At 76.2% G+C, this 23,550-nt stretch carries 23 protein-coding genes and 2 pseudogenes; 12 read left to right on the top strand and 13 right to left on the bottom strand.

Annotated elements, in window-relative coordinates; genetic code table 11:
* The first annotated feature begins 275 nt into the window (after positions 1 to 275).
* Together AB0L40_RS04190 and AB0L40_RS04185 are read left to right on the top strand one after the other, a co-directional pair.
* Positions 276 to 1,274, top strand: coding sequence for a hypothetical protein (locus tag AB0L40_RS04190; protein ID WP_364349619.1), 999 nt, complete (start codon positions 276 to 278; stop codon positions 1,272 to 1,274).
* A gap of 27 nt (positions 1,275 to 1,301) precedes the next feature.
* Positions 1,302 to 2,543 (top strand): lipase, encoded by a 1,242-nt coding sequence (locus AB0L40_RS04185; protein ID WP_364349616.1) that lies wholly within the window; start codon positions 1,302 to 1,304, stop codon positions 2,541 to 2,543.
* Positions 2,544 to 2,589: 46 nt separating this feature from the next.
* Here the strand turns inward: AB0L40_RS04185 and AB0L40_RS04180 are convergent, their stop codons facing one another.
* Positions 2,590 to 3,519 carry a hypothetical protein gene (locus AB0L40_RS04180; protein WP_364349613.1) on the bottom strand — a complete coding sequence of 310 codons (930 nt, stop codon included), beginning with the start codon at positions 3,517 to 3,519 and terminating at the stop codon, positions 2,590 to 2,592.
* A 130-nt stretch (positions 3,520 to 3,649) separates the two neighbouring features.
* Between AB0L40_RS04180 and AB0L40_RS04175 the strand changes: the two genes are divergently transcribed.
* Positions 3,650 to 4,315 (top strand): hypothetical protein, encoded by a 666-nt coding sequence (locus tag AB0L40_RS04175; protein ID WP_364349610.1) that lies wholly within the window; start codon positions 3,650 to 3,652, stop codon positions 4,313 to 4,315.
* Positions 4,316 to 4,331: 16 nt separating this feature from the next.
* Here AB0L40_RS04175 and AB0L40_RS04170 read toward each other — a convergent pair whose 3' ends face one another.
* Genes AB0L40_RS04170 through AB0L40_RS04160 form a run of 3 tightly spaced genes read right to left on the bottom strand, consistent with a single transcriptional unit; the run spans position 4,332 to position 5,280 of the window.
* Positions 4,332 to 4,469 (bottom strand): hypothetical protein, encoded by a 138-nt coding sequence (locus AB0L40_RS04170; RefSeq protein ID WP_364349607.1) that lies wholly within the window; start codon positions 4,467 to 4,469, stop codon positions 4,332 to 4,334.
* Positions 4,466 to 4,951: an SRPBCC domain-containing protein gene (locus tag AB0L40_RS04165; RefSeq protein WP_364349604.1), complete on the bottom strand. Its 486-nt coding sequence runs from the start codon at positions 4,949 to 4,951 to the stop codon at positions 4,466 to 4,468. The genes AB0L40_RS04170 and AB0L40_RS04165 overlap by 4 nt, the downstream gene beginning before the upstream one ends.
* Positions 4,948 to 5,280: a metalloregulator ArsR/SmtB family transcription factor gene (locus AB0L40_RS04160; protein ID WP_364349601.1), complete on the bottom strand. Its 333-nt coding sequence runs from the start codon at positions 5,278 to 5,280 to the stop codon at positions 4,948 to 4,950. Before AB0L40_RS04160 ends, AB0L40_RS04165 begins: the two co-directional genes overlap by 4 nt.
* A gap of 156 nt (positions 5,281 to 5,436) precedes the next feature.
* On the opposite strand from AB0L40_RS04160, the gene AB0L40_RS04155 reads away from it, so the two are divergent.
* Together AB0L40_RS04155 and AB0L40_RS04150 are read left to right on the top strand one after the other, a co-directional pair.
* Positions 5,437 to 6,615 carry an NAD(P)/FAD-dependent oxidoreductase gene (locus tag AB0L40_RS04155; RefSeq protein ID WP_364349598.1) on the top strand — a complete coding sequence of 393 codons (1,179 nt, stop codon included), beginning with the start codon at positions 5,437 to 5,439 and terminating at the stop codon, positions 6,613 to 6,615.
* A gap of 113 nt (positions 6,616 to 6,728) precedes the next feature.
* A pseudogene (locus AB0L40_RS04150) lies at positions 6,729 to 6,998 on the top strand (transcriptional regulator); the annotation flags it as partial.
* Between the two features lie 869 nt (positions 6,999 to 7,867).
* Here the strand turns inward: AB0L40_RS04150 and AB0L40_RS04145 are convergent.
* The 5 genes and pseudogenes from AB0L40_RS04145 to AB0L40_RS04125 all read right to left on the bottom strand — a co-directional run bounded on the left by AB0L40_RS04145 (position 7,868) and on the right by AB0L40_RS04125 (position 11,642).
* A pseudogene (locus AB0L40_RS04145) lies at positions 7,868 to 8,373 on the bottom strand (FHA domain-containing protein).
* A gap of 300 nt (positions 8,374 to 8,673) precedes the next feature.
* Complete coding sequence (locus tag AB0L40_RS04140; RefSeq protein WP_364349596.1) at positions 8,674 to 9,663, bottom strand: hypothetical protein; 990 nt, start codon at positions 9,661 to 9,663, stop codon at positions 8,674 to 8,676.
* Complete coding sequence (locus AB0L40_RS04135) at positions 9,660 to 10,250, bottom strand: RNA polymerase sigma factor (RefSeq protein WP_364349594.1); 591 nt, start codon at positions 10,248 to 10,250, stop codon at positions 9,660 to 9,662. The genes AB0L40_RS04140 and AB0L40_RS04135 overlap by 4 nt, the downstream gene beginning before the upstream one ends.
* Before the next feature lie 48 nt (positions 10,251 to 10,298).
* A complete protein-coding gene (locus AB0L40_RS04130; protein ID WP_364349592.1) occupies positions 10,299 to 11,099 on the bottom strand; it encodes a hypothetical protein in 801 nt (266 codons plus the stop codon).
* A gap of 198 nt (positions 11,100 to 11,297) precedes the next feature.
* Positions 11,298 to 11,642, bottom strand: a complete 345-nt coding sequence (locus AB0L40_RS04125; protein ID WP_364349589.1) for a hypothetical protein — start codon at positions 11,640 to 11,642, stop codon at positions 11,298 to 11,300.
* Between the two features lie 123 nt (positions 11,643 to 11,765).
* Between AB0L40_RS04125 and AB0L40_RS04120 the strand changes: the two genes are divergently transcribed.
* From AB0L40_RS04120 to AB0L40_RS04095, 6 genes are all read left to right on the top strand, one after another.
* Positions 11,766 to 12,338, top strand: coding sequence for an RNA polymerase sigma factor (locus AB0L40_RS04120; protein ID WP_364349586.1), 573 nt, complete (start codon positions 11,766 to 11,768; stop codon positions 12,336 to 12,338).
* Entirely contained in the window at positions 12,335 to 13,579 is a 1,245-nt protein-coding gene (locus AB0L40_RS04115) for a hypothetical protein (RefSeq protein WP_364349583.1), read from the top strand. The genes AB0L40_RS04120 and AB0L40_RS04115 overlap by 4 nt, the downstream gene beginning before the upstream one ends.
* Before the next feature lie 13 nt (positions 13,580 to 13,592).
* Complete coding sequence (locus AB0L40_RS04110) at positions 13,593 to 14,972, top strand: hypothetical protein (protein WP_364349580.1); 1,380 nt, start codon at positions 13,593 to 13,595, stop codon at positions 14,970 to 14,972.
* Between the two features lie 115 nt (positions 14,973 to 15,087).
* Positions 15,088 to 15,633, top strand: a complete 546-nt coding sequence (locus AB0L40_RS04105; RefSeq protein ID WP_364349577.1) for an RNA polymerase sigma factor — start codon at positions 15,088 to 15,090, stop codon at positions 15,631 to 15,633.
* Positions 15,626 to 16,969, top strand: coding sequence for a hypothetical protein (locus AB0L40_RS04100; protein ID WP_364349575.1), 1,344 nt, complete (start codon positions 15,626 to 15,628; stop codon positions 16,967 to 16,969). The genes AB0L40_RS04105 and AB0L40_RS04100 overlap by 8 nt, the downstream gene beginning before the upstream one ends.
* Entirely contained in the window at positions 16,969 to 18,330 is a 1,362-nt protein-coding gene (locus AB0L40_RS04095; protein WP_364349572.1) for a hypothetical protein, read from the top strand. The genes AB0L40_RS04100 and AB0L40_RS04095 overlap by 1 nt, the downstream gene beginning before the upstream one ends.
* A 112-nt stretch (positions 18,331 to 18,442) precedes the next feature.
* Here the strand turns inward: AB0L40_RS04095 and AB0L40_RS04090 are convergent, their stop codons facing one another.
* From AB0L40_RS04090 to AB0L40_RS04075, 4 genes are all read right to left on the bottom strand, one after another.
* Positions 18,443 to 19,483, bottom strand: coding sequence for a hypothetical protein (locus tag AB0L40_RS04090; protein WP_364349569.1), 1,041 nt, complete (start codon positions 19,481 to 19,483; stop codon positions 18,443 to 18,445).
* Positions 19,480 to 20,016 (bottom strand): sigma-70 family RNA polymerase sigma factor, encoded by a 537-nt coding sequence (locus AB0L40_RS04085; protein WP_364349566.1) that lies wholly within the window; start codon positions 20,014 to 20,016, stop codon positions 19,480 to 19,482. The genes AB0L40_RS04090 and AB0L40_RS04085 overlap by 4 nt, the downstream gene beginning before the upstream one ends.
* A 56-nt stretch (positions 20,017 to 20,072) precedes the next feature.
* Positions 20,073 to 21,881 carry a penicillin-binding transpeptidase domain-containing protein gene (locus AB0L40_RS04080; protein ID WP_364349563.1) on the bottom strand — a complete coding sequence of 603 codons (1,809 nt, stop codon included), beginning with the start codon at positions 21,879 to 21,881 and terminating at the stop codon, positions 20,073 to 20,075.
* A 330-nt stretch (positions 21,882 to 22,211) separates the two neighbouring features.
* Positions 22,212 to 22,907 (bottom strand): alpha/beta hydrolase, encoded by a 696-nt coding sequence (locus tag AB0L40_RS04075; RefSeq protein ID WP_364349560.1) that lies wholly within the window; start codon positions 22,905 to 22,907, stop codon positions 22,212 to 22,214.
* Positions 22,908 to 22,982: 75 nt separating this feature from the next.
* On the opposite strand from AB0L40_RS04075, the gene AB0L40_RS04070 reads away from it, so the two are divergent.
* Complete coding sequence (locus AB0L40_RS04070) at positions 22,983 to 23,531, top strand: TetR/AcrR family transcriptional regulator (RefSeq protein WP_364349557.1); 549 nt, start codon at positions 22,983 to 22,985, stop codon at positions 23,529 to 23,531.
* The last annotated feature ends 19 nt before the right edge of the window (positions 23,532 to 23,550 follow it).

The following is a 23,550-nucleotide window of genomic DNA, read 5'->3' as shown; positions in this document are numbered from 1 at the left end:
CGGGCTCGGGCGGTTCTCGACGGTCGCACGTTGCGTGATCTGCGGGCGCCCGGAAGAGGGCGAGCGGTCGGGGTCGACGCCCGGATGACCTGGACGGCGCGGGGATCGCCCTCACGGAAGACGCCATCGGCCGACGGCTCGAACGCACGGACCTGCGTCGGACGACCGAACGCCCGGTGTACGGTGAAGTCGTGTGGCGGTCTCCCCGAAACCCGGGCGCGGTGCGGCGGCATCCCTGGCGGCTCGTCGCCGCGGCTGGCTGTGGTCTCGCCGCCGTGAGCGTCACCGGATGTGGTGGTGCGGGGGACGAGGACGCAGCGACGGCGACGTCCGGGCAGCTCACGACCCGCGCCGCACGGCCGAGCGGCGGGGACCCGCCCGCCGAGGCGTACCAGCGGGGCGTCCGCGCCGGGCACCGGAAGATCCTGTTGGCGCGGGACGTGGTCGCCGTCGCCGCCGGTGACGGGCGGGCGGCGTGGATCGCGGACGGCCGCGTCGTCGTGCGGGCGGCCGGCGCGGCACCGCGGACCATCGCTCGCCCCGTCCCCTTCGGTGCGGACCAGATCGCCATCGGCGCCGACCGGGACGGCACGCCGACCGTCCTCTTGGCGTCCTCGGAGCGTCCCGGTCCTCTGCGGTCGATGCCGGCGGACGGGTCGGCCCCGCCGACGCCGGTGCCGTTCGCGGCCGACGGCCGGGCCGACTCGGCGCCAGGGCTGCGCCGCGGCGTCGTCTCGTTCAGCCGGACGGAGCGCGTCGGCGGCCGTCTCCGTCACACGGTCCGCACCGCGCGTCTCGACGGTCGGGAGAGCGTCCGGAGGTGGGACGGCGCCGCCGACACGACCGTCACGAGGACGCTCGCGGTCCGCGGCGGCGTGGCGTTCGTGAGCTCGGACGACGGCTACGAGTACGGCTCGTCGCACGCGCTGCGGCTGACCGGCCGCGGAGGTGCGCCCGTGCGCGGGCTCGAGGCGGTCGACACCGGTGAGTCGGCACCCGGCAGCTTCGGTGCCCTGCAGTCGACGCCGGACGGCACGCGGCTGATCGCGACCCGCTGGACCGACGACCAGCGCTCCCATCCGTGGGACGTCACGACGTTCCGGGCGCCGGACGGCACCCTCGTCGAGCGGCATCACCCGGCCGACCACCTCGAGGGCGACTGGGGCGTCGACGTCCCCGACGGGCGGATCTACACGGACATGCGGCACGTGCGCGTCGGCCAGATCAGCGGCGAGGGCGGGCTCGTGATCCGGCTCCGCCGCGCCGCGCCCTGAGCCCGCGTCGCGCTCTACAGTCGAGACATGTCGCGCGGCGCCCGGTGGGCGACGGCGACGGTCTTCGGGGCCGCCTGCCTGCCGGCGACGGCCGGTGCCGCGCCGCCGTTCTCGGCGGTCGACCGTCCGGGACCGTCCCTGTCCGTTCCGGCGTCCGAGACGACGCGGGCGCTGGTCTGCCCGACGGACCTGCGGGCCGCGACCCGGGCGCCGGTCCTGCTGGTCTCGGGGACAGGGGTGAGCCCGGACGTGCTGTTCGGCGGGAACTGGATGCAGGCGCTGCGGCAGCGAGGGATCCCGTACTGCTCGGTGCGCCTGCCGCACGACGGGCTCGGCGACATCCAGGTCGCAGGGCAGTACGTCGTCGCCGCGATCCGGGCGATGTCCGCCGCCGCGCACCGCCGCGTCTCGGTCGTGGGCGCGAGCCAGGGCGGGATCGTGCCGCGGTGGGCGCTGCGCTTCTGGCCCGACACCCGTCGCCTGGTCGACGACGTCGTCGGCCTGGCCCCGACGAACCACGGCGTCCCCGCGGGGGACATCGTCGCGCGGTGCGCTCCGCAGGGATGCCCTCCGGCGTCGATGCAGCAGGCGGCCGGGTCCCGGTTCCTGCAGGCACTCAACAGCCGCGCCGAGACCGTTCCCGGCATCTCGTACACCCAGATCCGCTCGCGCGACGGCGAGCTGATCCTCAGCCGGAGCGCCGCCGCGTCCCGGGCGCGGGAGTCGCTCTCCGGGCGGGGCCGGGTGACCAACGTCGCGATCCAGGACGTCTGCCCGAACGACCACAGCGGCCACGCCGAGACGGGGACGCTGTCGAACACCGCCTGGGCGATCGCGCTCGACGCGCTCGACCACGACGGGCCCGCCGACATCGGCCGGGTGCCGGCCGCCACGTGCGCGACGCCGCTCGTGCCGGGCGTGGCGCTCGCTCCTCCACAGCCGGCGCCGCCCGCGCCGGATCCGGGAGCGCCATCGGTCCTGCGGGAGCCGCGCATCGCGTCGTACGTGTTCGACCGCCGGCGGCCCCACGCGTCCGTGGCGCCCGGCCGGCTGACAGCGGGTCGCCGCGTCCGCCTGCGGATCCGGGTGACGACGGCCGGGGGCGACCCGCTCCCCGGCGCGCGGATCGCGGTGCTCGGGCGCGTCGTTCGGTCGCGCGGCGACGGACGGGCCACGGTCCGCGTGCGCCCCGTCCGGCGCGGCCGTCAGCGCCTCCGGATCACGGCCGACGGTCTCCCCGCTGCCACCGTGGTCGTCGCGGTGGGGTGACCGCGACCGGTCGGCGATCGGGGCCGGTCGCCGCTCGACCGCCGGGCTAGGGGGCGCGGTGCTCGAACTCGACCAGGCCGATCTGGTGGGAGCCGATGATGCTGAGGTCGACGAGCGCGTGGTCGACGGCCGGTCGTCTGATCGGTGGAGCAACGGCTCGGAGGGCCGCGGAGATCGGTTCGTGCTTGGTGCGCAGGACGTCGTCGCGGCTGCGTGCCTCGACGTGCGCGAAGAGGTGGGGCCGTCCCTCGGCCGGCTCGCGAACGGTCAGGCCGACGACGTCCGGACAGTCCTCGAGTGCGGCGACGGCGACCGGCAGCTCGATCGTCTCGGGCAGGGCGAAGGCGAGGTACCAGCGAACTGGCTCCGGGTAGCGTCGGCGCTCGGCTGCCGAGCGCCGGAACTCCTCGGCGACGCTGTCGGCCAGGCGCGCCTCGGTGGCCGGATCCAGGGGGCGGGCGCGTTCGTCGTCGGGCGGAACGGTCCCGGCCGACCACCAGGCACCGTCGACGTGGAGTGCGACGGCGTCGGCCTTCGCGCGGGCCCAGGTGAGCGCGGCGGGGAGGTCGGCGAACCGCCGGTGGCGCTGGGCCCAGGTGGACAGGCTGCCCGTCAGCTCGGCTTTGGTGGCGTCGGAGGCCGGCCGCAGGATCACCACGGCGGTCGTCGGAGCGGACACGGAGGGATCCTCTCGAACGACCGGCCTCGGACGGGCCGCGCTAGCTCTGCGGTCCGTGGGCGTCGAGGGTCCGGGTGCGGCGCGCGCGCGTCGCCGTTCGCGGACGCGAAGGACGGCGACCTGCACGACGACGACCGTCGCGATCGCGACCACGCCGCCGGCGGCGTCGCTCAGGTCGAGTGCGAGCGCGATCCCGACCGCGATGAAGACGCCGACGAGAGCCGCGACGCCCGTCCACAGTGGCTCCCCGCCGTGCCACCAGTAACGGGTCACGTCGTTCTTCGGCACGGACGGCATGCCCGCGGTGTACCCGGGCCGTGCGCGTCGCCAACGGTCACCGGCGGGTGCGAGCGCGCCAGGTCCGTCCCGATACGACGGTCGTCCGGCGCGAGCGGAGGGGGCCGGCAGCGGAACTACAGTGCGCCGCATGCGTGCGTCCCGTGGGTGGTCCCTGCTCGTCCTCGTCGCGATCCTCGGGGTGCTCGGACCACCCGCGTCCGCGTCCGCCAGCGACGCCGGGCTGCGCGCGGTCGTCAAGCGGGACATCGCCGCGGAGAAGCGGCTGGACGCCGCGGGGCGCCGCGTGCGCGCACCGAGCTCGAAGTCGTTCCCGGCCTACATCCGGTTCCTCCGCCGCTACGCGAACCACTCCGCGCGCATCGAGCGCAGCGTCGACGGGCTGCACCGCAGGTATCGCGCCCAGGCCCCCGAGACCGCCGATGCCGCGCGGGGGCGGACGCTGCTGCTTCGCGGACACCGCGACGTCTCGAACGGTGCGCACGAGACCGCCGTGGCCGTCCGGCGCGGCATCCGCGAGATGTCGCGCGCCCGTTCCGACGGCCCGTACCGACGCGCCTACCGGCGGATGGTGCGGGTCGTGAACGCCCAGGACGCGCGCTTCCGCCGCGGCAACTCGCGCATCGTCCGCGGCCGGAAGCTCATCCGGCTCGCGCCCGCCCCGCCCGCGCCGGCGGCACCGACGCCGCCCGCCCCGGTCGCGCCCGCCCCGGCCGCTCCGGCACCCGCCACTCCGGCACCCACGGCGCCGGCGCCGCTGCTCCCGCCCCTGCTCCCGTCGCTGCTGGGGGCGTGAGCCGAGGCCCCGCCGCTCACTGGCCGCAGAAGTCGGCGGACAGGTCGCGCCAGACGCGGCGCGGCATGGACTTCCGCGCCGGCGTCTTGCAGTCCGATCCGGCGTACCGCTGCCGCCAGGTCGTGCCGGACCGTCGGACGATCGCGATCCTCACGCCACGTCTCCGCTCTCGGCCAGCGCGGCGAGCGCGCCGGTGACCGCGCCCCAGCCGTCGAAGAACCCGAGCTCCTCGTGGTGGTCGCGGGCCGCGGGGTCGCCGTGGCGCACGACGATGCCGTAGTCGGTGCCGTCGGGGTGCTCAGTGAGCGTGATCTCCGCGGCCATGGACACGGGGGAGGGCGACGCCGGCCGCCATGCGCTGTCGAGGGCGTTGGTGAAGACGAGGCGGACGTCGGGCTCGACGACGAGGAAGACCGCGTCGGTGTGGGGGACGAAGGTCTCGCCGTCGTCGCTCATGCTGGTCACGAAGGCGCCGCCGGGGCGGACGTCGAGCCGTTCGACCCGGGCGACGGTCGGGGCGGGGATCCACCAGCGCGCGAGGAGATCCGGGTCGGTCCACGCACGCCAGATGGTCCGGGGCGCGGCGCGGATCACGCGCCGCAGCGTGAGGTCGAGGGTGGGGTCGATCGTGGTCACGGGGTGTCCTTCGGGTCGGTGAGGAGGGCTTCGAGGCGGTCGGTGCGCGCCTCCCAGAGCTGTCGCTCGTCGGCGAGCCAGTCGTCCAGGAGCGCGAGGCGTTCGCGGACGAGCGTGCAGGTGCGCACCCGGCCGGTCTTGGTGGTCCGGATGAGTCCGCTCGACTCCAGCGTGCGGACGTGCTTCATGAACGACGGCAGCGTGATCGGGAACGGCTCGGCCAGCTCGCCGACGCTCGCCGGCCCGCTCCCGAGGCGCCGGATCACGATGCGTCGGGTCGGGTCGGCGAGGGCGGAGAAGACGTCGTCGAGTGCTTCATACTTTGCCACAAGGCTAAGTATGCACGGTCGACGGCTCCGGGGCAACGGCGATCCAAGCCCCGGTCGCCGGGCTCGTCGCGCGTGCGCAGGTCGTGCGCGCGAGCGCCGCTCTACCGTGTGGGACCGGGATCCCTCCCGGACCTCCTCCGTGCTCCAGGACGTGTTGTGCGCTCCACCGACGTAGTGATCATCGGCGCAGGTGCCGCCGGCCTGATGTGTGCCCTGACCGCCGCCGCCCGCGGCCGCGAGGTGCTGGTGATCGAGAGCTCCAACAAGCCGGGCAAGAAGATCCTCATGTCCGGCGGGGGCCGCTGCAACTTCACGAACATGTACGCCGAGCCGGCGAACTACTTCTCGCAGAACCCGAACTTCTGCAAGTCGGCCCTGGCCCGCTACACGCCGTGGGACTTCATCGGCATGGTCGCCGACCACGGCGTGCCGTACCACGAGAAGAAGCTCGGCCAGCTGTTCTGCGACAACCGGTCCAAGGACATCCTCCAGATGCTCCTGGGGGAGTGCGAGCGGGGAGGGGTCGACCTACGCGTGAACACCGCGGTGCACCAGATCGAGAGGACCGGGGCCGGCTACCTGCTGACCACCGACATGGGGCAGGTCACCGCCACGTCGCTCGTGGTCGCCACCGGCGGCCTGTCGATCCCGACCCTGGGCGCCACCGGGTTCGGCTACGACGTCGCCCGCCAGTTCGGCCACGACGTGCTGCCCACCCGCGCCGGCCTCGTGCCGTTCACCGCCAACGGCCCGCTCAAGGACCTGTGCACGGAGCTGTCGGGCACGTCAGCGGCGAGCGCGGTCCGCGGTGGCGGCCAGAGCTTCCGCGAGAACCTCCTCTTCACCCACCGCGGCCTCAGCGGCCCGGCGATCCTGCAGATCTCCTCGTTCTGGAACCCCGGCGACGCCGTCGAGATCGACCTGCTGCCCGATCACGACGCCCTGGAGTGGCTGCAGGCCCAGCAGGCCGCGCGCCCCGACAGCGAGCTGAAGACCGTGCTGGGCGAGGTCTTCACCAAGAAGATGGCGACGCTCCTGGCCGAGTTCTGGGGCGCCGCCAAGCCGCTGAAGCGGTTCACCGCGGCCGAGCTGCGCGATCTCGCCGGCCACCTCGACGCGTGGCGCGTCGTGCCGGCCGGCACCGAGGGCTACCGCACCGCCGAGGTCACGCTCGGCGGCGTCGACACCCGCCAGGTCTCGTCGAAGACCATGGAGTCGCTGAAGAGCCCGGGCCTCTACTTCGTCGGCGAGGTGCTGGACGTCACCGGCCACCTGGGCGGCTTCAACTTCCAGTGGGCTTGGGCCTCGGGGCACGCGGCGGCGCAGGTCGTCTGAGACCGGCGGCTGCTCTTCGACGACGATCGGGCCGTGGCGCTGGCGGTGGCGTTCGCAGCTCGCCGCCACGGCCGGCGCGGGGATCGAGGAGGCGGTGATGCGGGCCCTCGGCCCGGTCGGTCCGGATGCGGCCCCGGGACCTGACCGGCCCGCGGTTCACCCCGCGCGAGGTCCCCGGTGGCGACCTGGCGGCCTTCGTCGCGAGCCGGTTCCGCGGATCGACGGACCGCGCGGGCGACTGGCCGTGCCGGGGCGAGGTGGTCCTGGACGCCCCCGCTGCCGAGATCCGCGCCAACGCCCGGGAGGCGATCGTCGAGGAACTCGGCCCGGACCGCTGCCGCCTGATCACGGGCGCGTGGTCGTGGACCGCGCTCGCCGCGGCCACCGGCGGGCCCGCGGGGACCTTCACGTTCGACTCCGCGCCGAGCGACGGGCGCTTTCTGTCGCCGTCGAGCTTCGTGATCCGCTTCGTCCGCGACGTCCCGGCCGGGGGCACCACGGCGATCCGCCACGTGTGCTGCTCACCGTCGAGACGCGGATGATCAGGCAGCGCGAGGTCGAGCGCGGCGGCGCGGGCGTCGGCGGTCAGGGAGGTCGTGACGAGCTGGGTCACCGCGACGCCGGGGCCGGTGGCGTCGGCGGCCGCGAGCTCGACGCGGGCACGGTCGGCGAGGTCGGGATCGCGGGCGGGGGAGGGGACGATCGCCTCGTCGAGGTGATGGCGACCCTCGCGCTCCTCCTCGATGGACAAGACGACCCACCGATCCTCGCGCCGCCCGAGGGTCCAGTACTGCCGCAGTCGCACCCGCGGGCCGATCTCGCCCTTCTCGTACTGCGGTCCGGCGTCGGTGTCCACCCAGCTGTTCGCGCGGGCCCGGACGACGACGCGGTCGTCGTGGTCTCCCACGCGGTTGACGACGCCGACGATCCGGACGCGCGGGGTGCTGGTCACCGGCGACCGCGAGTGCCACCCGCGGTCGTCGAAGTCGTCCAGCCGTCGCGTCCACTCGGCCATGAGGCCCGCCCCGGTCAGGGACCCGAGGGTCGCGCTCCCGCCGCTGCCGCCCGGTCCGGTAGGCCGTTGTCCCGGAGCGGAGCCGTCGCCGACGCCGCCTCTGCCGGCGAGGGCCAGCACGGCCGCGAGCGTCGTCGGCGGGATCGTCCACACGGTGGGCCGGGTACCCCCGCGGCGCGGGTCCGACGCGCGCCGTGGGACGACGGGCCGGCGACGACGCCGGCGGCCCGTCGCCGCTCAGGTCCGCCGCGTGAGGTGCGCGGCGGTGCGGCCGAAGACGATGCGGTCGTCGGGGCGCAGCGTGCGCCGATCGATGCGGTTGCCGTTGACGTACGTGCCGTTGCTCGAGTCGAGGTCCTCGCGGTCCAGCACCCGCCGCGGTGGGCGATGCGGGCGTGGTGGCGGGAGACGGTGTCGTCGTCGAGCCGGACGGTGCAGCGGCTGCTGCGTCCGACGCTCCAGGTCTGCCGTTCGGTGGTCGGGGTCAGGACCAGGTCCGGCGTGCCGACGAGGTGCAGGCCGATCGGGCCGCCGAGCAGGACGTCCTGGAGGCGGTGCCATCGCCGGACGACGGCCCGGCGATCGGGCAGACCCCAGAGCGCGAGGTCGAGCCCTACGTCGCTGGAGGCACGGAGGGCCTCTGCGACGCGGAACTCCAGCGACCCGGTCCGCAGCCGGCCGGCCGCGTACTCGGTGCCGAGCCGGTCCACCGCGTGGAGGCGCCGGGCCTCGATCCTGGTCATCGTCGGATCCTAGGCGGCGGCGGTGCGGTCGTCACGCGCCGCCGCGACGTCCTCGCCGCGGGGCGGGGGCTCAGGCGCGCACCGAGGATGCGGCGGTGCCGAACTCGGGCCCATACGCTGTGCGCCACGCGTGCCCTGCTCACCGTCCCGTTCGCCGTGCCGCTGCTCGGCATCGCCCTCGTGACCCGGTCGACCTCAACGGCACCCGCCCGAGGACCACGAAGATCGCGAACGCCGTCGACGCGGCGTCGCAGGGCGTGCGGTAGCCGGCTGGTGCGCACGGTCGGGCGCGCACCGACGCTACTGCAGCCTCCGCCGGAGCAGCACACGGCCGTCCGCCGCGCGGTGCTCGATCACCAGGTGGCCGGCGCCGCGCGACTCGGTGAGGGCGAACAGGCCGAGCTGCACCGGGACGTCGCGGCGCACCTCGCCCGCGCTGCCGCGGGGGCGGGCGTGCGGCGATCCGGGGGCCGCCCGCACGGTGACGGAGGTCGCGCCGGGAGCGGCGATGCCGACGAAGCGCTTGCGGCCGCCTCCGGCACTGCCGGACGCGAGGAGACCGGGGTGGAGCTCGTCGCCGGGCTCCAGCGGTGCCCCCGCGCCCCCGTACGCGCCGCTGCCCGGGTCGCCGGCGAGGACCTGGAGGGACGGGGAGCGCGGGTCGGTGTCCCGGTGGTGATCGAGGAGGAACAGCGCACGGGTGGTCGTCGCGTCGTTCGTCGGCTCCCCGGCGGCCCGGCGGTCCGCGAGCAGCCGCTGCTTCCGGCGGGCGGTGCACCCGGCTGGGTCGCGGGGCGCGAAGTCCGAGCCGTAGCTCACGAAGACGAGGACGCGACCGCCGCCCGGGAACGTCGCCTGTCGGACGCTGCTGCGCGCGATGGTCCCGTGCGTCAGGCCGGGCGGCAGCGCGGCGTCGATCTCGGCGTCCGAGAGCCGGCCCGGCGCCCCGGGTGCGAGCGCCGGGAGGACGCGGAGGACCTTCGCCGGCGCCGGACCGTCGACCAGCCGCGGACGGCCGGGCATCGGTGCCGGATGGTCCGACAGCGTGCAGGGCGCGTCCTCGAAGCTCCGGACGACCGCCCGGGTCGCGAGCCGCTCGGCGCGGTCCTGGACGCCGGGATCCCCGCCGACGAGGCCGGTGGCCGCCGCCGTGCCGCCGGCGAGGACGACCGGCACGGCGATCAGGGCGAGCAGGCGCCGCCCGCGGAAGCGCCGGGTCCGGCCCGGCTGCGGGTCGAGGTCGCGCACGCGGGTGCGGAGCTGGCGCTCGAGGTCGTCGTACTCGCTCATGCCCGGTCCTCCATCTGGGTCCGCATCTGTCGCAGCCCGCGGTGCACGCGCTGGCGGACCACCGAGGTGGAGCACGACAGCTCGCGGGCGATCTCGTCGTAGGGCCGCTCGTCGACGACCCGGGCCAGGACCGCCGCCCGCTGGTCCTCGGGCAACGCCTGGAGCGCGAGGCGGAGCGCGTCCTCGTCCGCCGCGGACGCGCGGTCCTCGACGCGCGCGAAGCCGGCGTCCTCGAGGACCACCGGGTCGAGTCGCAGCTCCCGCCGCGCCCGGTCCTCGACGCGCCCGCGGCGGAGGCTCTCCAGCAGCTTGTTGGCCGCGATGCCGTAGAGCCATCCCGTGGCCGGGCCCTTCGCGGGATCGAAGCGCCGCAGGCCGACGACGACGGCCGCGAAGGTCTCGGCGGTGAGGTCGAACGCGAGCTCCGGCCGGCCGGTGCGGCGCAGGTGGAACCCGGTCACGCCGTCGGCGTGCCGCCGGTAGAACACGGCGAAGGCCAGGTCGTCGCCGGACGCCGCGGACCGCAGCAGCGCCTCGTCGCGGTCGGTGCCGCGGGCCGGCGCGGGAGGACGGGGACGAACACGCATCACTTGGTATTTGCGCGAGCGCCGAGGATGTGACCGGCGCCGCGACGATCAGCGGACGGTGAAGGTCGCGTCGCCGACGGCGTGGTAGATGCCGAGCACGCCGAGCTCCTCGACGTCGCCCCACAGGAGCAGGCTCTCGACCGGCTTCAGCGCCTCGTCGGCGACGGTCTCGTCGCTCGAGACGACGTGCGCCGTCCAGCGGCCGCGGCACCAACGTCCGCCGCGGACCGCGGAGGGACGGATGCGGATCGTCGCCACCGCTGCGTCGCCGGTGCCGGTGAAGCGCGCGAGCGGGCTGCGGACGACGCGGCTGCAGGCTCCGTGGGTGCCGCGCGGCGGGACGAGCGCGGCGAGGATGCCGCCGCCGGTCCTCGACCATCGCTCGGCCTGGCCGATGACCTCGCCCCGAAGCCGGAGCGTGATCGTTCCCGCGGGTCGGGCGGTCGTCGTGGGCGACCCCAGCGCGGGGACGTCGCTCGCGCCGAGCTCCGGCGTGGTGGTGCGGAACTTCAGGCGCATCGTCTCGCCCCCGGCCGGCGGCGGCACGTTCACCACCGCGGTGTACGTGCGGCGCAGGGCCGCCCAGCGGCGCGTCACCCGCGCGCGCCCCTGCGCGTCCGTCACCGCCGTCGTGCCCTCGACGGAGACGGTGGCGCCGGCCAGGGGGCCGCCGCCCTGCGCCTCCAGCGCGAGGACGAGCGTGCTCGTCGCTCCGGGGTGCGGGTACTGCTCGAAGCCGAAGCCACCCACGCCGTTGCCCACGGCGTCGGCTGAAGCGGCGAACCCCGCCCCGGCGACGGTCAGGACGGCGGTGAGCGCGGCGGCGCGGAGGGTGGTGGCGATGGACATGGTGGTCGGGCTCCTCGGAGGATCAGCGGCTGACGAGCACGACGGTGCCGGAGCATGCATGAAGCGGACGTGAAGGGACGGTCGGCGACGGTCGCGCGGGTGCGCCGCCGGGTGCGCCTCGTCCTGCGGCCCGTTACCGCGTGGTCGTGTGGTTCTCGCCGCGCGGGAGCGCGAAGCCGCAGGTGCTGGCGCGGACCGTCAGGGCGCGGCCGGCGGGGCCTGGACCGGCAGGGACTCGGTCGCCGGCTCCGGGGGATCCGCCGGTTCGGTCAACCCGGTCGGGAGCGCAAGGTAGAGCGGCCCGACGACGAGGCCGAAGCCGACGACGCGCGCGGCGTGGAACCACACTCCGTCGGCCCCCGCGAGCCCGGCGAGCGTCCGCCCGACGATGCCGGCGCCGAGCACGAACGCCACGAAGTACAGGAGCGCGTAGCCGCCGGACGTCGGGCGGCGGCCCCGCATCCTCCCGAGGGCGCCGCCGGCCCGCGCCCGCGTGCGCGGGCCGGGGCTCCCGTCCGATGCGGGCTCGAGCGCGTCGTTCACGGGGGCGATCCTAGGGCCCGGGACGGCCCGCGTCGAACGATCCGGTGTGGCGCGCACCCGGTGCCGCGCTCCCGAGCTCGCGCCCCGCGGTCACAGCCCCGCCGTCCGGTCCGTAGTAGGGGTGTGTGGAGTGGAGGAGACGATCGCCGGAGCGACGAGCAGCTGCTTGTCGCCGCGGCGTCCGGAACGGACCCCGAGGCCTTCGGCGTCTTCTACCGCCGGCATGCCGAGGCGATCCTGGCCTACCTGCTGCGGCGGACCCGCCGGCCGGAGCTCGCCGCCGACGTGTGCGCCGAGACCTTCGCGCACCTGCTCGGGAGGCTCGACCGCTACGACCCCGATCGCGGGGCCGCGCGCGGGTGGCTCTTCCGGGTCGCGCAGAACCAGCTGATCGACGCCGCGCGGCGGGGCCAGGTGGAGGATCGCGCCCGGCGCAGGCTCGGCATCGACCCGATCGCGCTGACCGACGCGGACGTCGAAGCGGTCTCCGAGCTGCGCGACCGCGCCGACCTCGTCGCGCCGCTGCTGGAGGCCCTGCCCGACGACCAGCGCGAGGCGCTGGAGGCGCGGGTCGTGCAGGAGCGCGACTACGAGGAGATCGCGCGGACGCTGCGCGTCTCCGAGTCCGTCGTCCGCAAGCGCGTCAGCCGCGGGCTCTCGTCCCTGCGTGCCCAGATGACCGGAGGCGACCGATGAGCGACTTCCTCGAGGCCCTGGAGCGGGAGCTCGTGGCGGCGACCCGCCGGACGTACGGCGCGCCGGCGACGTCGGCCGTGCCGTCCGCGCCGGTCCCGCGCCGGCTGCGGCGCGCGATCGGCGCCGCCCGGAACGCGTCGCTGCGGACCGTCGTGGCGACCGGCCTGCTGGTCGGCGTCACCGCGTCGGCGGGCGCGGCGGGGACCGTCCTGACCCTGCGCGGGAGCGTCATCTCCGCGCCGCCGAAGGAGGACGTCCGTCCCGAGCAGACGCCGATCGCCGACACCGTGCGGGTCAGCGACCTGCGGGCCGCCGACCCGCGGGCGGGCGCGCCGCCCTGGACGATCCGGATCGCGAAGGGCCGGACCGGCTACGTGTGCAGCACCGTCGGCCAGGTGCAGGGCGGCCGGTTCGGGCTCGTCGGGCTCGACGGACGCTTCCGCACCCTGGATCCGGGGGCCTCCGACTCGTGCGGCAGCCCCGCCGCGGAGCGCGCCACCCTCGTCGGCGCCCGGGTCTTCGCCGCCCGGTCGCAGCGCGGCGTCCGCACCGTCGTCAACGGCCTGGCGCCGTCGGCGCGGTCGGTGACGCTGACGGCCGGCGGCCGGACCCGCCCGCTGCGCCTGGACCCCTCGGGCGCGTTCGTCGCGGTGCTCGCCGGCTACCCGGAGGACCTCGCGCTGCAGGTGCGGCTGACGCTGAAGGACGGTCGCGTCCAGACGGAGTCCCTGGGCACCGGCGACCCCGCGGTGGTCGTCGATCCCGCCGGCGGACCGGCGTGGCGGGTCCAGGGCTCGATGCTCTCCGGCGACGCGCGGTCGTGCGTCTCGTTCTCGTGGGCGCGGACCGCGCCGGGAGCCGCGCAATCCCCGGTCGTCTGCGGCGTGCTGCGCCCGGTCGACGCGACGGGCGCGCGGCGGGACGGGGCGTTCTTCGCCGTTCGCCGGCTGCACGGGCGCGCGGACGCGGCGGACCGTCGCAGCTACGCCCGCGGCGACTGGCACGGTCGGCCGGCCCGCACCGCGGTGTGGGGGCAGGTCGGCGACGAGGTGACCTCCGTCGTGATCCTCGGGGCGCCGGGCGGCGAGCACCGCGTCGCGGACCCGTCGCGCCGGCCGTTCCTCGCGGTCTTCCCCGGCACCGTCGACCCGCGCGACCTGCGGGTGCGGATCACGACCCGCGACGGCGCCACCACGACCTCGCGCGGCGACACGAACCTGACCACTCCCCCGACCCCGTGACCGGACGTCCTGCATGAGACCCTCCCTCCAGATCGGTGCCGTCGCCCTCGCGGTCGGCGTGACCTGCGGCGCCGTCGTCGCGGTCGCGCTCCCCGACGACTCGACCCCCGTGGCGCGGGTGCGGGCGAGCACGACGACGACGGCGCCGTCGGGGCCGAGGGCCACGACCCAGCGCTCGGGGCGCGCGGGCCGCCCGACGCCGACGCCGCTGAAGCGCGTCGTCGCGGTTCCCGCGGCACAGCCGGTCGGATCGCTGACCCCGGTCCGCCCGACGGTCGTCCGCCGGGTGGTCGCCGCGCGGCCCGAGCCGACGCGCTCGGGGGCGATCCACCTGCGCGTCCGCGGCACGATCCGGGTCGAGGCCCGGGTCGCCGACCCCGGCGGCGGTCCGGCGTGGGCGGTGCGCGTGTTCGACGCGGACCGCACGTTCGACGAGGCCGACGGCACGACGAGGACGATCGGCCACAACCGGTGCGCCCAGCTCGGCCGCATCCACCGGGGCCGGTTCGGGTGGCTGGACGGCGAGGGCACGTTCCGCCCCACGCGTCCGAGCCTCTTCACGTCGGAGACGGTCTGCGGGTCGCGGCGGCCGGACGTCAACAGCCGGCCCCGGGCGGAGGTCCTGCGCACGACCTCCGGGCTCCGGAGCGCCGAGCCCCACCTCGCGGCGACCGTCCTCTGGGGGCGGCTCGGACCGGCCGCCGGCGACGTCGACGTCCGCTTCGGCGCCCGGCGCGATGCCACGACCGCGGGCCCCGACGGCGTGGTGCTGCGCGTCGGCTCCCCGGACCTCGATCCCCGGACGGTCTCGGTCACGGCGCGGTACGGCCGCGGGACGCGGGTCGAGGCCGCGGATCCCGGCGGCCTCGCGGCGCGGCTCGCGGTCCGTGCGGCGGACCCGGCCGGTGGGATGCCCTACGGCCTCTCGGCCGCCCGGGGATCCGGCGGCGCCTGGTGCGTCGGTCCGGTCGGCCGGGTCGTCGACGGGCGCTCGGGGACACTGAACTTCCGCCTCGGGACGTTCACCGAGCACACGGGCCGGGCCTTCGGCTGTGCGGGCGGCGCGCGCGACGGGCGCGCGGTCCCGGTGCAGAGCAGCGGGGGCGAGGACCTCGGCGCCGAGCCCATGTACGCCGAGGGGGCTCCGGCGCCGGGCCGCGTCGCGCGCCGCACGCCTCCCGGCCTGGCGTGGACCGCCGGGCAGGCTCGCGCGGACGTCCGGTCGCTGACCTTCCGCACCCCCAGCGACGTGCGGACGCTCAACCCGGCGGGCCCGGCGCACGCGTTCCTCGTCGTCTACGCCGGACGGTTCCCGGCCGGCAGCTCCGAGCTGGTCGCGACGCTGCGCAGCGGCAAGGAGCAACGGTCCCCGCTGTTCCTGGACGTCCGGTAGCCCGGGGCCGGCCCACGGACGGGAGGGCCTGCGGACGACCGCGGGGGGATTCGTGCGAACTTCCCCCGTGGCCCCGGCCAACTGGTGATGGATGACGTACGACGACGACCCATGCGTGGCGGGTCTCCGTGGCGGTGCCGAGGCGTTCGGCGCGGTCTACGAGCGCCACGGACCAGCGGTGATGCGGTACCTGATCCGGCGGTTGGGGCCGGACGTCGGCGAGGACGCCGCGCACGACGTGTTCGTCCGGGCGTTCCGGCTGCGGGCCGGCTACGACGCGGCGCTCGGCAGCGTCGCCGGCTGGCTGTTCGGCATCGCGCTCAACGTTGCGTCCGAGCACCGGCGGGCCGAGGGCCGGAGGCTCCGGGCCCTCGAGCGGCTCGCCGGTGCGACGCCGCGGTCCAGCCCCGACGCCCCGGCGGGACTCGACCTCTCGCCGGCGCTCGCCCGCGCGCTCCGGCGCCTGCCCGCCAAGGAGCGCGAGGCGCTGCTCCTCGTCGTCTGGGGCGAGCTGTCCTATGCGGAGGTGGCCGGCGCACTGGACATCCCCGTCGGGACGGTCCGGTCGCGGATCTCGCGCGCCCGGACCACCCTGCACGACGCCGCCGCACCGCAGCGGCGACCGGCCCCCGCGATCACGAACGGCGACGCGCATGTCTGACCCGCAGCTCGACACCGTCCTGCGCGAGCTGGGCGACCGGGGGCTCGAGGCCGGGCACGCCGCGGCGATCGCCCGCGTCCGCGACCGCCTCGGACACGACCTCGCCGCGCTCGACGACTCCGGCTCGGCCGCGGGCGTCGGTGTGCGCCGGGCCTCCGGGCGGCGGCCCGCGCCGACCCGTCGCCGTCCGCGGCTGCTGGTCGCGGTCGTCGCCACCCTCGCGGCGACCGCGACCTTCACCGCGACCGCGGCCGTCGCGCTGACCGCGGCGACCGGCTCGCCCGTCCCCGGCTTCGCCCGCGGCGACACGACGAACGTCTTCCCCGACTCCGGCACCACCCGGATCACCGACGTGCGGTCCGCCGACCCGACGGGCGGACCGGCCTGGGGGGTGCGCGTGGGTCGCACCGCCGACGGGCTGGTGTGCGTCGGCGCCGGTCAGGTGTCGGCCGACGGCACGTTCGGGGTCCGCGGGCTCGACGGCCGGTTCCGCGCGATCGCGCCCTTCGGCAACGACTCGTGCGGTCCGGCGCCCCGCTCCGGTCGACCGCTGGTGCAGCTGCGCGGGTTCTCGGGTCCCGGGTCCCGCAGCCCGACCGGGGCCACGAGCGTCGTCTTCGGATCGGGCGGCCCGGGCCTCCGGAGCGTCCGGATCGCGACCGCCGGCGGCGCGCCCCGGCCGGTGGCCGTCGGGGACTCGGGGACGTTCGTCCTCGCCGTCGCCGGCCTGCCCGAGGGCGCGGCCCCGCAGGTGCGGCTGCGCTGGGACGACGGCGCCGAGAGGAACGTGGAGCTCGGGCGCGACTCGTCGCTCCCCGATCCCGGCGGTCGCCTCGGATGGTCGGCCGCCACCGCGCACCGGGGACCAGAAGGCTGCGCGGTCGTCTCGATCCTGCGCGTCCAGGGCGCCGGCGGCGCGCGCGTCTGCGGACCCCTCGCGGGCCGTCAGGCGACGCTCGTGCCCGTGCGGGCGATGCACGGCCTCGGCCCGCGGCTGGCGCTGCTGGTCCGGCGCGACGACGGCGATCGGATCACCGTCGCGTTCCGCGGGCACGACGTCCCGATCGTGACCGTCCGGATGGCCGGGCGCGTCCGGGTCGGCACGGAGCGCGTCCTCGAGCGCGACCGCGCGGGCCGCCGCCGGATCGTCGAGCGCGCGGTGCGGTTCGCCTCGAGCGGCCCGACGGCGTCGCTCGCCGTCCTGCCCGCCGGCGTCCGCGCCCGCGACCTGCTGATCCGGGCCGTCCGCGACGGCACGAGCCGCACCCTGCCCGTCACCGCGACGCGCGACCCGCGCGCCGGCGGACCGACCACGACCCCGTACGGAGGCCGCTGATGCCCCGCCGTCCCACCGGCCGACGTCGCCTCGTCCCCGTCGGCCTGCTCGTCGCCGCCGCGATCGCCGGCCTGCTCGCCGCGCTCCTGAGCGCCTTGGCGGACGGTGCCCCGGCGCCGGCGACGACCGCGGCCCGCGCCACGGTCGACGTGCCGCTCGCCACCGGGCCCCTCCGCACCGCCATGCCGGGCGTGGCCGCTCCCGGCCACGACGAGCGGCTGCCGGTCGCGGGACCTGCGCGCCCGGGCCACGGCGCCCGGATCGTGGCCCGCGTCCCCGATCCGTACGGCGGACCCGACTGGGCGATCCGGACCTTCGCGGCCCGCTCGCTGCGCTACAGCGACAAGCGACCGCCGCGCCGCGTGCACCAGACCTGCGCCCAGGTCGGGCGGATCCTCGACGGGACGTTCGTGTGGATCGATCCGCACCGCCCGCGGGCGCTCGGGGTCCCGGTGAACACGACCACCACGACGGTCTGCACCGGTCGGAGCCGGGCGGTCGTCCTCGGCGCGCTGCGACTGCCGGCCGCCGCCGATCCCGGATCGAACCCGCAGATCTCCGCGACCGTCGTGTGGGGCGTGAGCCCGCGGCCACGGACCCGTGTGACGCTGCGCTCCCCGGAGGACGCGATGGAGCTGCCGGCGCTCCGGGGCGGCGCGCGACTCCGGGTCGTCCGCGGCGACCTCGACGTCGGCCGGCGGACGGTGATCGCGGCCGGCGAGCCGATCGACGGCGGGATTGACAACGCCTGGTACGGCGTGCCGAGCTTCTGGCGGGGGACGCGCTCCGGCGGGGACGACCACGGCCTCGCCGGCGTCACCGCCGGGCTGCGCGTGGCCGCGGTCGTCGCCGATCCGTCGTCGGATCGCCCGACGCTCGTGGCGACGTCGCGGGAGCCCACGACCGGCGCCCCGTGCTACGCGATCCTCGACCGACTGGTGGGCGGGGAGCCCGTCCGGAGCATGGAGGACACCGGCGCCCTCGCTCCGGCGCCGGCCTCTTGCCAGCGTGCCTTCGACGTCCCGCCGGGACGGTGGACGGGGCTGAACGGCGGCTCGTCCAGCAACAGCACCGACCGCGACGCCGAGCACCGTCGCCTCCGGGAGCGCCGGACGCTCGTGGGCTCGAGCTCGCAGGCCTGGGCGTTCCCGCGCGACATCACCGAGGTCGACATCGAGGACGCGCTCGGCGTGCGCACGGTCCGCACCGTCCCGCTCGGCCGCGTCTCGCTGGTCTACGTCCAGCGCGCCGGCGACGTCGCCACCGGGTACGGCTTCTTCGGTGGTGAGGAGCGACGCGTCCTCACGGGCCGGAAGGCGGACGGGACGGAGGTCCACCTGCGGTACCTGGCCCCGCGATGAGGGCGTCGTCGGTCGGGCGACGGTCGTCTGGACGCAGGCCATCGGGGACCTCGGCGGCCCGACCGCTCCCCGTGCGGCCCTCGCGACGCTCACGCGCCCGGGCTCAGCGGGATCACCGCCGGGCACCGCGGTGCACCGACAGCCTGCGCAGGACCGCTCGCCGCACCGCCCCGTCGACCCCGCGGACGACGAGCCACGTGTCCCGCGATCGGACGGCGGAGAGCGCGGGCTCGGCGCGGTAGGTGCCGTCGCTCTCGCGGACGGCTCCGGGCAGGGGCGCCGGCCGGTCGCCGGGGTGCTTCGCGTCCAGCAGCACGGCGGCGACGAACCGACGCCCCCGCATCCGGACGACGACCGACGCGCAGGTCAGGAACGGCCGGCCGTTCGCCCGCGGGGCGGCGGTGGGCGGCGAGCGGAGGACGCGTTGGGTGCCCAGCCGGGCGGATCCCGTGCCCGCGATGGAGCACGGTGCCGTCCGCGCCGACGCGGTCGACGCGTCCCGGGTCGCCTGCCGGGGGAGGAACGACCGACCGGTCGGTGCCGGGATCGGCCGCCCGTCCCGGCCCTCGAAGACCGGATCGCCCTCGGCGTCGCCGGCGTCGGAGGTGGCGACGATCGCCCGGAAGCCGTCGGGGAGCTCGGGCGCGCGGACGGGGGTGATCCGCCGGCCGGACGGGAGCCGCATCGCGCTCACGCGCCGGTCGACGACGGCGGAGAGGACCGAGGTGCCGCCGCGGCTGACGTCCATCAGCCCACCCGCCGCGACCACCGGCTGCCGGGTCGTCGCGGCCCCGCCGCAACCGGACGACCCGGCGATGCGGTCGCCGACTCGGACCTGCGTGGTCGTGCACCAGGACGTGTCGCCGGCGTCCAGGGACGGGCCGATCCGCACCACGTAGCGCCCGTCGGACGGGCCGGCCCCGGGCACGAGCCGCCCGGAGAGCGGCCGGGACGGGGAACGCGTGGCGACGATCGCCGCCGCGGTCGCCGTCCCGCCGACGGCGAGGCCGGCCAACACCGCGAGCACCGGAAGGCGGCCGTGGCGGCGACCCGCGGGCGGCGGCGTCGGGACCGCGTCGCAGTCGTCCGGCCGGAGGTGGTGCGCGCGGCGGAGCTGCGTGGCGATCTGGTCGAAGGGGTCGGGGGTGCTCATGGGCGCTCCACGGTGCGACGGAGGGTGGCCAGGCCGCGGCTCAGACGCTGCCGGACGAGCTGTTCGGAACATCCGACGTGGTCGGCGACCAGGACGTAGGGCTCCTCGTCGATCACCCGGCGGCGAACGACCTCGCGCTGATCGGGCGGCAAGGACTCCAGGAGGGCGTCGACGTCGAACGCGGCGCGCTCCTCGACGCGGCGATACCCGTCGTCGTCGAGGACCACCGGCTCCATCCGCAGTCGCTCACGGGCGTCGGAGGCGACGCGGCCGCGTCGGGCGGTGTCGATCAGGAGGTTCCGGGCGATCCACAGCAGCCAGGCGATGCCGGGGCCGCGGTCGGCGTCGTAGCGGCGTCGGGCGGTGAGCGCCCGGGCGAACGTCTCGGCCACCAGGTCGACGGTGAGGTCCGGCGATCCCGCGCGGCGGGTGACGTAGGCGGTCACGAGGTCGAGGTGGCGCCGGTAGAACATCTCGAAGTCCGCCGCGTGGGCGCTGGCGAGCAGGACCTCGTCGGACGGTGCGGGCGGCATCACGAAGGACTACGCACGGCGGTCGCCGCTGTGACAGCGACGGCCAGCCGATGACCTCACCGCAGCGCCGCGGTGAGCACGTCCCGCGCGACCGGGGCCGCGGTGGCGCCACCCTGGAAGTTCCGGGCCCGCATGACGCCGACGGCGATCGGGGACCTGCCGCGGATGGGGGTGATGGGAGCGAAGGCGGCCATCCACGCGGTCGTCGACTTGCCGTCCGCGTTGCCGCACGGCGAGGGTGGTTCCGGGGCGGTGGTGATGTCGTCGGGCTGCTTCTTGGCGGCTTGTTGCTGGTCGCACTGCTCGCCCTGGGTGGTCGCGAGCTCGGCGGTTCCGGTCTTGCCGGCGGTGGTGATGCCGGGGAGGGTCACGCGCGCGTCCTTGCCGGTGCCGTCGGAGACGACGGCGGCCATCAGCTGGCGCATCGCGGCGGCGGTCTTCAGGGTGATGACGCGGCGGGTCGGCGCGGGGGCGTCCGTCTTCAGGAACGTGACGGTGGGCTGCCGGCCGTCGGCGGCGATCGTGGCCGCCATCAGGGCGACCTGGAGGCTGGTGGCTCGGACGCCGAGCTGGCCGATGGCGGAGATCGCGGCCTGGCCGTCGGTCATGCCGGCGGCGGGTGGGATGACGCTGGCGACGGCGCCGGGGACGGTGGGGGTGCGGTTGAAGCCGAACCGCTCGGCCATGTCGACGAGGCGCTTCGGCCCGAGCTCGGCGCCGAGGGGGACGAAGACCGAGTTGCAGGACATCGCGAAGGACTGCACGAGCGTCCCGCCGCAGGGCTCGTTGTTGGAGTTCTGGATGCCGTAGTCCTTCGCCTCGGTCTCGATCGGGTACTCCGTGCCGGTGGTGGCGAGGCCGTCCTCGAGCGCCGCGGCGGCCGTGACGATCTTCATCGTCGATCCGGGCGCCTGGAGGGTCCGCCAAGCGCTGCCCTGGAACGCCAGGACCTCGCCGGTCCGGGTGTCGATGACGGTGGTGCCGGTGACGTCCGGCGCGTCCTGCTGGGCGAGCGCTGCGGCCTTGACGACGGCGGGGGAGATCGACGAGCGGACGGCCGGGCCCTGCTTCGGGGCGGCCCGCGCGACGGTGCGGTCCCCGGCGGTCAGGGTGCCGCCGGGGATGCCGACGAGCTGCGGGTTGAGGACGCGCTCCAGGCCCGATGTCCCGACCTTCGCGCCCGGCGGGACGCCGAGGCGGCGCATCAGTGCGGCGTCGGCGGGATCGGCGGGACCGAGCAGCCCGCGGACCTGATCGGCGATGCCCGGCATCGGAGACGTGCGGGCGGGGCCTTGGGCGAGGACGGTGCCGTCGCGGGCGAGGATCGTCGCGCGCGGCGGCATCTGGGTCGTGCGCTTCAGCGTCTCGCCGTCGCGGAGCCCGGGGAACGTCAGGCGCCTCGACCAGTCCACGCGGGCGTCGTCACCCTGGCCGGTGATCGCCAGCGACATCGTGCTGCGCAGGACACCGAAGACCCGGGTGCGCAGAGCGACCGGGACGGTGAACGTGCGGCCGTCGCGGCGGAGCTCGCCGGTCGTGATCGAACGGACGGTGGCGGTGTCCAGTGCTCCGCGCACCAGCCGCGTGAAGCGCCCCTGGTCGAGCCGACCCCGGGCCGCGGCGTCGATCGTGCCGTACATCGCGGCGGGGTCGTTCGTCTCCCACGACGAGAGGTAGCGGGCGACGACATCGCGCTCGGCGTTCCTGGTGGCACGGCCGTCGAGCAGCACGTAGACGGCGACGGCGGCGAGGAGGATTACGAGGACGCTCGCGATGCGAACCGGCCTCGGGCGGCGCCGGGAAGGCGGGCGGCGCCCTGCCGGTGCGCCGCGGCCGGCGGCGGCGCGGGCTCGATCGGTGCTCATCGTCCTGTTCCGGCGGCGAGGGCGGCCTGGACCACATCGCCGGTGCGCGTCGCTTCGGATCTCGCGTCCGCCCGCACGGTCGAGCCGGCGCCTCCGGAGGACGAAGGTCCGGGCCCGGAGACCGGGATCAAGGCAGCCCGCGGGCCGCCCACGAAGGGACGAGACAGCACACGCACCGGGTCAGTATCGCCGCTCGCGGGCCCGGGACGCGTGATCTCGATCGCCGGACGGGCATCGGCCTCGCGCCGGGTCGCCGACGGGTGGTGGCCGCTGCGGTCCCCGGGCCGGAGGCCGTCGTGCCGCCCGAGCGACGCGAGGGCCTGGCGGCCGTCAGAGGCCGAGCACCAGGTCGCGGACCGCGGCCGGCTGCGACAGGAACGGGTGGTGGCCGGTGCCGAGCTCCACGACGCGCCCGGCCCGGCGGGCGAACCCGCGCTGCAGGCCGGCGGGCGTCCCGCGGTCGTCCGCGCAGACGAGGTACGTCGTCGGCACGTCCTTCCAGGCCGCGGCCTGCACGGGCTGCTGGAGGACCGCCAGGCTCTGGTGGGCGGTCCGGTCCGCGGCGGCCCGCTGGATCCCGGGGTCGCAGTCCTGGAGGAACGTGCCGGCCAGGGCGTCGGTCCGGACGGTGAAGGTGCCGCCCTCGGGGTCGATCTGCAGGAACGGGGCGGGCTCCTCGCCGCCGAACGAGGACAGGCTCTCGCCGACCTCCGGCAGGTAGCTGGACACGAGCAGCAGGTGGCGGACGGCGTCCAGGCCCGCCGCGGCCTCGGCCACGACGATGCCGCCGTAGCTGTGGGCGACCACGACGGTCGGCTCGTCGCTCGCCGTCAGCACCGCCCGGACTGCGGCGACGTCCTCCGCCAGGCCCGGCCCGCTTCCGTCGACGGGGTCGTCGGTCTCGCCGCAGCTCGGCAGCGCGGGCGCCTCGCTGGCGACGTCCCGCCGCGCGAGCAGCTCGGCCGTGGGGTGCCACCACCACGACCCGTCCTCGACACATGCCCCGTGCACGAACACGACTCTCATCGGTGCCTCTCGTCTCGTTCCGACTGTCGCTCCGCAACGTTAGACGTACCGATTGTTACGTGAAAAGGTTGGGCCATGGGCAGGCACCGTCAGCCGGAGATCCGGGAACGGCTCGTCGACGCGTGCACCGACCACGCGCTGGAGCACGGGCTGCCCGATCGCCTCGGTCCGTTCGCGACGGCCACGGGCGCCTCGAGCCGCATGCTGATCTACCACTTCGGCACCCGCGACGAGCTCATCCGCGCGGTCCTGGAACGGGCGCGGCAGCGCCAGGTCGAGGCGTTCACCGCACTCCTGCGCGTCCGGCCCGAGGAGCCCTACCCGGTCACCTTGCGTCGTGCGTGGTCCGCGATGTCCGGTCCCCAGGGCCGGCCCTACCTGCGCATCTTCAGCCGGCTGCACGACACCGCAGGCGAGCCGCACTGGCCGGGCTTCCGGCGGATGGCGACCACCGACTGGCTGGCGCCGTTGGAGGACGGCATGCGCAGCCTCGGCCGGCCGGAGCTGGCGACGGTCGTCCTCGCCGTCATCCGCGGCCTCCTCATGGATCTCGACGCGACCGGCGACGCCGAGCGGACGGACCGGGCGTTCGGGGACTTCCTGGCGACGATCGAGGGCGCCTGACCCGCACGGGACCCGCACG

Origin of the sequence: Patulibacter sp. NPDC049589, assembly GCF_040675535.1 — a bacterium.
Classification (GTDB): domain Bacteria; phylum Actinomycetota; class Thermoleophilia; order Solirubrobacterales; family Solirubrobacteraceae; genus Patulibacter.
Note: the sequence above shows the minus strand (reverse complement) of the source record. Positions and strands in the feature narration are given on the sequence as shown.